This window comes from Candidatus Zixiibacteriota bacterium, assembly GCA_014728145.1.
In the GTDB taxonomy this organism is placed as follows: domain Bacteria; phylum Zixibacteria; class MSB-5A5; order JAABVY01; family JAABVY01; genus WJMC01.
The window spans coordinates 1-4,505 of record WJMC01000139.1; the positions used below are offsets into that span (position 1 = coordinate 1).

Sequence of the window (4,505 nt, forward strand, 5' to 3'; positions counted from 1 at the left end):
ATCGAAGCCTGGTACTTGAGATGGCTGGAGCGCCCGATGACACCGGCGCTGTTCAATAACTGCCGGTAGTCAGCCATTTCCTGAATCTGCTGGCGGAGATCACGGACCGAATACGACGGCGAGAATGTACCTGACAGTTCCCACTGGCTGAGCTCATGATTGATCGCATCATCATCAGGAAGATTGAACAGGTATACCTCGCTGAATGCAGAAGTCCTGACCACTTTACTTACCAGCGGTCGGACGTTCTGGTGAATCAGCTCCCAATCCAGCAAGATGAAATCGGGATGACGGCTGTCTAGATTGTGCAACAGGAGTTCCGGTGATTCGTAGACGATAATCTCAAATCCTTCAGGCCAGAGACGATCGCTTTTTAAGTCAAAGATCTCCGGCTTCACGGATAGAAACCAGATCACGAATGAGTCGTTCATTTGCGCTTAGCCCGTTTTTTTTTCGCCCGCGCTCTTTTGGGCTTGGAGTTGTCCTCTACCGGTTTGAGATTGACCCGGTTGAATTCGAGGTCAACCGACATTATCTGTACAAACAGTTTGTCACCCAGACGATAGCGACGTTTGGTCGAACGCCCGACGATTTCATAATGATCCATATCGACGTAGTAATAGTCATCCGTCAAAGACGACAGGCGCACCATTCCCTCGGCCGAGAACTTGATCAGCCGTACAAAAAATCCACCCGACACCATGCCGGAAATAATTCCCTCGTAGATATCGCCGATATGGCGCGAGAGGTAGAGCACCTGTTTTACCTTGATGGACTCACGTTCGGCTTTCTCGGCAATAACTTCCATGGAACTGCAATGCTCGCCGATCTTGTCGAGGTCGGCTTTGACTGTTTTCTGCCTGTGAGGGGGGTAGTTCTTGCGGCGTATTTCCGAAAGAAGACGATGTACTATCAAGTCGGGATAGCGCCGGATAGGAGATGTGAAATGCAAATAATTCTTGAACGCCAGGCCGAAATGGCCGATGTTTTCACGCTGGTAAACAGCCTTTTTAAGTGATCTCAACAGTAACTCATTCAATAATTCCTCTTCGGGTTGGCCTTCGATCCTGTGCAGGAAATCCGACAACTGCTTGGGCCTGAGCGGTTCGGCCAGTTTCAGATCATGACCGAAGGTGCGCGCGAATTCCTTAAATGCCAGAAGTTTTTCCGGATCAGGAAGGTCATGCACTCGAAAAAGTGTCGGGAGCCCCAGACGCACAAAGTATTCCGCTACACATTTATTGGCTAATAGCATGAATTCCTCGATCAGCTTATGGCTTTCCTTGCGAGGCCGGGGACGGATATCGATCACTTCACCGCTCTTATCCAGAAGTACCAGTGGTTCCGGCAGATCGAAATCAATACTGCCTGCCTTGAACCTTTTCTTGCGCAACAAAGCCGCCAGCTTGCGAAGCGGTTTAAGCGCTTCGCAGACCTCGGGCGGGATACCGTCCTGTTTGCCAGTGTCGAAAAACTCCTGCACCTGGTCGTAGTTGAGACGGGCGTTGGAATGAATTACAGATTTAAAAATATCATATTTGACCACTCTTCCACGCGGAGTCAACTCCATTTCGCAGGAATATGTCAAACGGTCTTCATCTGGATTGAGACTGCAGATATTATTCGACAGGTTTTCCGGAAGCATTGGCAATACGCGGTCGACCAGGTAGACCGAAGTACCGCGGTTTACAGCTTCCTTATCGAGTTCCGAATTTTCGCGGACATAATGGGAAACATCGGCGATATGCACCCCAAGAAGATAATTGCCAGCTTCATTGGTTTTAAGTGAAACCGCATCATCGAAATCCCTGGCAGAGGCTGGATCAATCGTAAACTGGATTTCCCCCCGCAGATCGCGTCTGCGCTTGACTTCCCCGGGTGTTATCTCGAGCTTGATTTTATCCGCCTCATTTTCAACCGCTGGATCGAAATCAGTCGGCAGGTTATACTTCTTTATAATCGTCAGTATATCGACGCCGTTCTCGTAAGGAAACCCGATAACTTCTACCAGCCGGCCTTCCGGATTGAGGAACTCGTTAGTCCAATCCTTGAGCATCACGGCAACTTTCTGGCCATCCTCCGCTGCCAGGCCGTGATCAGGCAAAATATAGATATTGCGCTTAATGGCCGGATCATCCGGCTCGCAGTACTCATAGAATTTGGCTTTATAATACGTCCCTATGATCAACTGCCGGGCACGTTCAAGCACCTTGACTACTTCGGCTTCACGCTTCTTGCCGGTTTTATAGGGCTTGATCCTGATGACAACACGGTCGCCGTTTAATGCGGTCTTGGTGTCCTCGGCCCTGATGTAGAATTCTTCGTTTTCATTCTCGGGGGTTAAAAATGCAAAGCCTTTGCGGGTAATCTGGATTTTACCCACCTTGAGGTTCATCGGATCGGGCAATCCGATTCGTCCGCCTCTAATCCGTACTAACTCACCTTTTGAAATCAATTCGCGCACCACGCGCCGGAACTCGCGGTAATCCTCCTCGGGGACTTTCATCTTGCGAGCCAGACTGCGAGGCTTGATCGGTCGATAACTTTTCCGGGAGACAGATTTGATAATTTTTTCCGGTGTAATCTTCATAACACCGAAAGTATAAAAGTGATGAAACTATGTCAATTAAAACAAGCTTGCGACCGGCAACATATCAATCATTGCGGGACCGGATCAGCACCTTGCTGAAGGCTGACATATTCTCCAGCACGATACCGCATCCCCGGGCCACGCAAGTCATCGGATCGTCGGCGACATAAACAGGTAAATTAGTCTCGTGACGGATCCGTTTGGCCAGGGACCGAAGCAGGGCGCCACCACCAGTAAGTACGATCCCGCGGTCAAGAATATCAGAGGCCAGTTCAGGAGGGGTGGCCTCCAGCGAGAGCCTCACCGCCTCGATAATCGCCTCAACGGGTTCGGTTACAGCTTCGCGCACCTGGGCTGAGGACACCTTCATGTTCTTGGGCACCCCGGCCACAAGGTCGCGTCCCTTGATTTCGAGAGATTCCTCGCGCTCCATCGGGAAAGCGGAGCCGATTTTTATCTTGATTTCTTCGGCGGTCAATTCGCCGATCAGGAGATTGTAGTTCTTTTTCAGGTACATGACGATCGCTTCGTTGATCTCGTCTCCGGCAATCCGGATCGACTTGTTGTTGACGATACCGTACAGGGCAATCACTGCGATTTCGGATGTTCCACCACCGATGTCGATAATCATCACCCCCGAGGGTTGATCGACCGGGAGCCCGACACCAATCGCGGCCGCCATCGGCTCCTGAATCAGGTAAACCTCGCGCGCACCGGCATTCTCTGCCGAATCACGAACCGCTCGCTTCTCGACTTCAGTGATACCGGAAGGCACACAGATCAAAATACGCGGTTTCATAAGATGCTTATGACGGATAACCTTCTTGATAAATGACGAGAGCATTTTCTCGGTGATTTCGAAATCCGCGATTACACCATCTTTTAAGGGGCGAATAGCCTTTATCTCACCTGGGGTACGTCCCAGCATCTCTTTGGCCTTCTTGCCGATTGCGACCACTTTTCCAGAGGAGACTTCGGTTGCCACCACGGAGGGCTCATTGAGAACTATACCCTGCCCGCTGACGTAGATCAGCGTGTTGGCGGTCCCCAGATCGATACCGATATCGTTTGAAAAAAACTTGAACAGCGACATAGCCCTGCTTTCCTATTCGTCTAAAAACTTGGAGGGATGATAGAACCCGGCTTAAATATTTTCAACAAAAACTTGAAAAATACTTTAGCCGGAAACAACTCCTATTATCGTTTACGTTCGTTCCGTGAATATACTTATCCTATTTTTCCTTTTCGCCGAAATAGAGAAACGATTCCAGCGGTCGAATATATTCACTCCATTTATCATCGGTCTTTTCCGAGATTTTTTTAATGGCATCCAGCTTGGAATCGATCTGATCGAGGTGATGAAGCAGATGAGCCTCAGCGGTCAGGGGCTTGACGACCGCACCGTGTTCGAGCTGTCCATGGTGGGAGAGAATCAGATGCCTCAGTTTCAACTCAAGATCCTTGGGGAAATCCGGCAGTTGGCGGATCAGATCGAGCACGATATTGTTACCGATCACAATATGCCCTACCAGCCGGCCGGCGTCTGAGTACTCGAATACCAGCTCGCCCTCGAATTCAGTAATTTTGCCGATATCATGAAGCAGAGCACCGGCGATCAGCAGGTCCCGGTCCAGTTCGGGATAATTGCGACAGACCAAATCAACCAGGCGTGCCATCGATAGTGAATGATCGACCAGTCCCGAAACGTAATCATGGTGCCAGCGTGTTCCGGCCGGAAAATGAAAATAGTTCTCCGTCAGTTCTTCATTTTCCAATAGATTCATCAAAAGTGCTTTCAGGTGTGGATTTTCCAAAGAATTGACGAGATCGGTAAACTCCTGCTTGAGGTCTTCGAGTGGTCGTGATGAAGCCCGTTTCAGGTTTGCGAGATCGAATTCACCGGCATGAGCGGATC

Annotated in this window: 4 protein-coding genes; all 4 read right to left on the reverse strand. The window is 49.9% G+C overall.

Going from position 1 to position 4,505, the window contains the following annotated elements:
- Positions 1-431, reverse strand: a 431-nt coding sequence (locus GF404_08125) for a hypothetical protein (protein ID MBD3382149.1), incomplete at its 3' end; no start/stop codon positions are given.
- Positions 428-2,590, reverse strand: coding sequence for a ribonuclease R (rnr, locus tag GF404_08130; GenBank protein MBD3382150.1), 2,163 nt, complete (start codon positions 2,588-2,590; stop codon positions 428-430). The genes GF404_08125 and rnr, both read right to left, overlap by 4 nt.
- Positions 2,591-2,654: 64 nt before the next feature.
- A complete protein-coding gene (locus tag GF404_08135) occupies positions 2,655-3,683 on the reverse strand; it encodes an MreB/Mrl family cell shape determining protein (GenBank protein MBD3382151.1) in 1,029 nt (342 codons plus the stop codon).
- A gap of 139 nt (positions 3,684-3,822) precedes the next feature.
- A partial coding sequence (locus GF404_08140) for an HD domain-containing protein (GenBank protein MBD3382152.1) occupies positions 3,823-4,505 on the reverse strand: 683 nt, incomplete at its 5' end.